The sequence below is a fragment of the Pseudostreptobacillus hongkongensis genome (assembly GCF_001559795.1).
GTDB lineage: Bacteria > Fusobacteriota > Fusobacteriia > Fusobacteriales > Leptotrichiaceae > Pseudostreptobacillus > Pseudostreptobacillus hongkongensis.
On sequence record NZ_LOHY01000122.1, the window covers coordinates 1 to 4,824 of the forward strand.

General features: G+C 24.8%; 6 protein-coding genes. 2 read left to right on the forward strand and 4 right to left on the reverse strand.

Annotated features, from left to right (window positions below):
• Positions 1–244 precede the first annotated feature (244 nt).
• The 3 genes from AYC59_RS06315 to AYC59_RS06325 are packed head-to-tail and all read right to left on the reverse strand — an operon-like array spanning position 245 to position 1,873.
• A complete protein-coding gene (locus AYC59_RS06315) occupies positions 245–919 on the reverse strand; it encodes a M48 family metallopeptidase (RefSeq protein ID WP_066896529.1) in 675 nt (224 codons plus the stop codon).
• Positions 912–1,346, reverse strand: a complete 435-nt coding sequence (locus AYC59_RS06320; protein WP_066896531.1) for a hypothetical protein — start codon at positions 1,344–1,346, stop codon at positions 912–914. Before AYC59_RS06320 ends, AYC59_RS06315 begins: the two co-directional genes overlap by 8 nt.
• Positions 1,346–1,873: an NUDIX hydrolase gene (locus tag AYC59_RS06325; RefSeq protein ID WP_066896534.1), complete on the reverse strand. Its 528-nt coding sequence runs from the start codon at positions 1,871–1,873 to the stop codon at positions 1,346–1,348. The genes AYC59_RS06320 and AYC59_RS06325 overlap by 1 nt, the downstream gene beginning before the upstream one ends.
• A gap of 121 nt (positions 1,874–1,994) precedes the next feature.
• Between AYC59_RS06325 and AYC59_RS06330 the strand changes: the two genes are divergently transcribed.
• Both AYC59_RS06330 and AYC59_RS06335 read left to right on the forward strand, forming a co-directional pair.
• The gene (locus tag AYC59_RS06330) at positions 1,995–3,614 is read left to right on the forward strand and encodes an ABC-F family ATP-binding cassette domain-containing protein (protein WP_066896537.1); all 1,620 of its coding nucleotides are present in this window, start codon (positions 1,995–1,997) and stop codon (positions 3,612–3,614) included.
• Positions 3,615–3,622: 8 nt separating this feature from the next.
• Positions 3,623–3,964, forward strand: coding sequence for a hypothetical protein (locus tag AYC59_RS06335; protein ID WP_066896540.1), 342 nt, complete (start codon positions 3,623–3,625; stop codon positions 3,962–3,964).
• 37 nt (positions 3,965–4,001) lie between these two features.
• Here the strand turns inward: AYC59_RS06335 and AYC59_RS06340 are convergent, their stop codons facing one another.
• Positions 4,002–4,655 carry an N-glycosylase/DNA lyase gene (locus tag AYC59_RS06340; RefSeq protein ID WP_066896543.1) on the reverse strand — a complete coding sequence of 218 codons (654 nt, stop codon included), beginning with the start codon at positions 4,653–4,655 and terminating at the stop codon, positions 4,002–4,004.
• Positions 4,656–4,824 lie beyond the last annotated feature (169 nt).

The following is a 4,824-nucleotide window of genomic DNA, read 5'->3' on the forward strand; positions in this document are numbered from 1 at the left end:
CATATTTTTCTTTGCAATTCTGCTCTTTGTATTACTTCGTTTTCTACCATTAATTATCTCCATTCACTTTTTTGTTATATTTTATTTTATTATATCATTATTTAATATCTTTTAAAAACCTAAAATAATCTAAGAAAATTCAATATATTATTTTTATATATTTGTTTATATCTACTTTTAAATAATACATTTAATATTAAAATTATACCTTAAATATTTGTGAAGAACCTAAAAAATACACCATTTAGATGTATTTCAAAAGATTTTCTGCTTCTTTGTAATTTTTTATAAATTTCTCTACATGTCTATAGAAATTTTTACTATGATCTGGATGCTTTAAATGTGCAAGTTCATGAACTATTACATAATCAATTTCAAATGGACTTCTTTTAATAAGTTGTATATTTAAAGCTATCAATTTTTTAGCCGGTTGACAATAACCCCATTTACTCTTAATATTCTTAAAGATTAATCTATCAACTTCTTCTTCCATAATATTTTTCCAAAAATCTATCCTTTTAGTAAAAAGTTTTTTAGATTCATCATAATAAAACTTTTCTACTATTCTTTTTCTTTTTTCAAATTCTTCTGTATCTGTATAAAGGATGAACTTATTTTCCTCAAATACTAACTGATTATATGTTGCTTTTATTACTTTTAAAGTATAGCTTCTTCCCATAAATTTTATTCTACTATCATTAGTATATGTTTCTTCAACTTTATTTTTCTTAAATTCATCAATTTTTTTCTTACTTTTTTCTATCCAGTCTTTTTTTGATTCTATATATCTAATTATACTATATTCATCAATATTTAAAGGAACAGAAATATATACGCTACCATCTGATCTTACTCTTAAATTTATATTCTTAACTCTTTTTCTTTCTACTTCATAACCTAAAATAATTTCTTTATTCATTAAAATTATCCAACTCACGTTCTAAAGTCATTCTTATAGGTGGTATAACTAATACTGTTTTTGAAATTAATCTTTCAAATAAGTTATCATCATAAGCTCTAATATTTTTAAGAAATTTAAATATATTTTCTTTTTTAGCCATATATATCATATTATTACCCATAAAAATATTAAGTGTTAATTTTGAAATACCAGGATATTCTCCTCTTGTTACAACTGATAATGTTCCTATATGTATCATAGTTATTTTAGATACATCTATTAATATTTCTTTTTCTAAAAATAGAGCTCTTTTAGTAAGAATAAAATCTTTAGTATAACCTTCTAATTTTTCATTTTTATCGTTATACTTCCCTATAAGTTTAATAACAAAACCATATATATAGTAGCTCAAAAACACTAAAAATATATATATTAAAAATTCCATTACGCCTCTTTCATACTTTTAATAATAGGTAAGAAATAACTAATAGAAAATAGAGTTTTAATATCAGATAAATAGTTATCTATTTCATCTAATTTAATCCAGTGAGATATAATATCTTCTCCTTCATCAAAGTTTGTATCACGTGGTTCAATATCATTTGATTTTAATCTTGCAGCGTAATAGTATAGTTTTTCTGTTGCATATGGTGTTGTAAGTATAGGAGTTTTATGTTCAACCACACAGTCTAAATCATCAAAAGAATATCCTGTTTCTTCTTTTAACTCTCTTTTCATAGCATCAAATGGATCTTCTCCTGGATCTATCATTCCAGCTACATTTTCAAACATATTTCCATCTACTCCTGGTCTATACTGTTCAACAAGTAAAACTTTTTCTAATTTTTCATCAAAAATAGTTACACAAACTGCATCTGATTTAACTATATATTCTAACTTTACATTAGTAGTAGGATGTACCTTAATATCCCCTTTTATAAACTTAAATCCTTCCTGAATTGGAATAGCCATATTTATCACCTCATATTATTTTTATTTTATTCTACAACAAAAAAATACTAAAATCAACTATTTAAATTTTATGTTTTATGATATAATTAGATAATATATTGTATAAAATGAAAGGAGTAAAATGATTACAACTAGTAATTTAACTGTTCAATATGGTGGTAGAAAATTATTTGAAGATGTTAATATTAAATTTACTGAAGGAAATTGCTATGGTATAATCGGTGCAAATGGTGCTGGTAAGTCTACATTTTTAAAAGTTATTACAGGTGATGTTGAATCTACAAGTGGAGATATTATCATAGATAAAAACAAAAGAATATCATTTTTAAAACAAGATCACTTCGCTCATGAAGAAGATAAAGTTCTTGATGTTGTAATAATGGGACATGAAAGACTTTACCAAATAATACTTGAAAAAAATGAAATTTATTCAAAAACTGAATTTACTGATGAAGATGGTATAAAAATAAGTGAGCTTGAGGGTGAATTTGCTGATCTTGATGGTTGGGAAGCTGAAACTAATGCTGAAAAATTACTAACAGGTCTTGGAATAAACCCAGAATTACATGAAAAATATATGAAAGAATTAACTGAGCCTGAAAAAGTTAAAGTTCTTCTTGCTCAAAGTTTATTCGGTAATCCAGATATACTATTATTAGATGAGCCTACTAATGGACTTGATTTAAAAGCAGTCAACTGGCTTGAAAACTTTATAATGGATCTAGATAATACTACTGTTTTAATAGTTTCTCATGATAGACACTTTTTAAACAAAGTATGTACTCATATAGCTGATATAGATTATGGTAAAATAAAAATATTTGTTGGAAACTATAATTTCTGGTATGAATCATCTCAATTAATGCAAGAATTGCTTAGAAATCAAAATAAAAAAGTTGAACAAAAAAGAAAAGAATTACAAGAATTTATTGCACGTTTTTCTGCTAATGCATCAAAATCTAAACAAGCTACAAGTAGAAAAAAACAATTAGAAAAATTACAATTAGAGGATATGCAAGTTTCAAACAGAAAATATCCATATGTTGATTTCAAATCTGAAAGAGAAGCTGGTAATAACATGCTTAAGGTTGAAAATCTTTCTAAAACTGTTGATGGTGAATTAGTATTAGATAATATTAGCTTTACTATAAATACTAATGATAAGGTTGCTATACTTTCAAGAAATGATATAGCTAAAACTACCCTTTTCCAAATATTAGCTGGTGAACTTACTCCTGATAGTGGAAGTTATGAATGGGGTATGACTACAACTCAAAGCTATTTCCCTAAAGATAATAGTGAATACTTTGAAAATGTTGATTTAACATTAATAGATTGGTTAAGACAATATTCTAAAGATCAACATGAAGAATATGTTAGAGGATTTTTAGGTAGAATGCTATTTTCTGGTGATGATGCTAGAAAAGAAGCCAAAGTTCTATCTGGTGGTGAAAAAGTTAGATGTATGTTAGCTAAAATGATGTTAAGTGGTGCTAATGTTCTAATACTTGATAGCCCTACTGATCATCTTGATTTAGAATCTATAACATCACTTAATAAAGGATTAAGTAAGTTTAATGGTACTATACTATTTACTACTCACGATCATGAATTTATTCAAACTATAGCTAATAAGATTATAGAAATAACTCCTAAAGGATTAATATATAAAGAGATTGATTTTGATGAGTATATAGAAGATGAAGAATTACAAGAAAAAATAAATGAAATGTATAAATAGGAGGTTTTATGTATAGTAAAGAAGATTTTAATAAAGATTTTGAACAAGTAAAAGAAACTTTAAAAAATATAGATTTTACAAAGATTGCTACAGAAGGAAAAGAAAATATAAAACTTGCTACAGATGAATTTAAAAAACTATATAACAAGATTACTAATCTTTTAGCAAATAAACAAATTTCAAATGAAGAATTTAATGAATATAAAAACACTTTGCTTAACTACTTTAAAGGATTTAATAGTGAAGAATTATTAAATAATATAAACGAAGGTTTAAAAAATGTTATTGAGGGTGCTAAAACAGTTATTTCAGATGCTAAAGATGCACTATCTTCATTTTTCAAAAAATAAATATATAGAATAAAAAGAGACTCACGTCTCTTTTTGTTTATTTGAACACTTCTCCTGCTTGTTGACTCCAAAATACAAGATCTAAAGCATCCATTGGAATATTCACTTTTTCTGAATATGCTATCATTAATTTTTCTATTTCAAAGTACTTATTTTTTGTTAAAGATTTGGGTATTTCATCAATAACCCCTAGTTCTTTTAAATTTTTTAAAACATGTCTATCAAGTATAGCTAAATATCTACCATACCCAAGATTTCTTAAAACATGAGCAGCTTCTTTTAACCCCATACCTTTTACATTCTTAAGAATCCAGTTTCTTTTTTCATATACATCCCCTATTTCTTTAAGAATATTTTTACTATCAAGTTTTCCATTTCTTGTCATTAAATTTCTTAATTCAACTAAATATCTAGATTTATTATTTTTAAATCTTACTACATTTAAATACTCTACAATTTCTTCACTATTTCCAGTGTAAAGTAAGCCATTTTCTTTTAATTTAGTTATTGCACTCCAAGCATTTCTTGCTTTACTTTGTGGAGTTAATATACAAAATGCTATTTCTGCAAAATAATCCTTTTCTTCAAAATTCATAGTATCTGCATACCCTTTTATTGCTGCATCTATTTCTTTTTTAGACTTTCTATAAATCTCATCAATTTCAGTTTGTTTTTCTTTACATATTTCCATTAACAATTCTCCTTTTACTTTTTTACACATATTCTAATATATTATTACTTATAAATCAAGTTAATAAAGTAAAAATAAAGGAAGTTCAAGTGAAAACTTTATAGATTTTTAAATATCTTTATGGTATAATTAGTACATATAAATATATACGGAAATTTGAAAAAAATAA

Coding starts and splice junctions, on each gene's coding strand:
- AYC59_RS06315 (WP_066896529.1), bottom strand. CDS start 919: ATGAATAAAGAAATTATTTTAGGTTATGAAGTAGAAAGAAAAAGAGTT.
- AYC59_RS06320 (WP_066896531.1), bottom strand. CDS start 1,346: ATGGAATTTTTAATATATATATTTTTAGTGTTTTTGAGCTACTATATA.
- AYC59_RS06325 (WP_066896534.1), bottom strand. CDS start 1,873: ATGGCTATTCCAATTCAGGAAGGATTTAAGTTTATAAAAGGGGATATT.
- AYC59_RS06330 (WP_066896537.1), top strand. CDS start 1,995: ATGATTACAACTAGTAATTTAACTGTTCAATATGGTGGTAGAAAATTA.
- AYC59_RS06335 (WP_066896540.1), top strand. CDS start 3,623: ATGTATAGTAAAGAAGATTTTAATAAAGATTTTGAACAAGTAAAAGAA.
- AYC59_RS06340 (WP_066896543.1), bottom strand. CDS start 4,655: ATGGAAATATGTAAAGAAAAACAAACTGAAATTGATGAGATTTATAGA.